Annotated in this window: 1 pseudogene; it reads right to left on the bottom strand. The window is 71.8% G+C overall.

The window, feature by feature from the left end:
* Positions 1-429, bottom strand: a pseudogene (locus tag JWG43_RS20960) (sensor histidine kinase); the annotation flags it as partial.

The raw sequence follows: 429 nt of genomic DNA, 5'->3' as shown, positions 1-429 counted from the left end.
GGCTTGGCCTGAACCCTCAGCGAGCGGTCCGGATGTCCGAACAGAGTGCGCCACGGGTCGGTCAGGCGCGACCAGCTGTCCTGACGCCTGAGGTCGATCAGTTCGGGCGCGCGGGGCAGGTTGGGGGCCTGAAGCAGCAGGCGGCGCACGCCTTGCTCTGTCAGGGCGACCGCCTGAACCCCGCCAATCCGCATCAACTCGGCAGCCGTGTCGTCCTCGACCGCGCTATAGGGCAGGGCCTCGACCCCGACCGAGGCCAGTTCGGCGGCCTGGAGCCGGTCGCGCAGCCAGCGCTCATGGAAGGCCGCCAGGTTCGGCCCCAGGATCAGGGCCTCGACCGCCAGGGTGAAGGCGACGGTCAGCAGCAGCAGCCGCGCCGACAGGCCGTCGGGCGCGCGCGGCGTCAGACGCTCGCGCCAGAGATTGGCC

This window comes from Desulfobulbus alkaliphilus, assembly GCF_016918545.1.
GTDB classification, from domain to species: Bacteria; Desulfobacterota; Desulfobulbia; order Desulfobulbales; family Desulfobulbaceae; genus Desulfobulbus; species Desulfobulbus alkaliphilus.
This window is presented reverse-complemented; position numbering and strand designations above follow the sequence as displayed.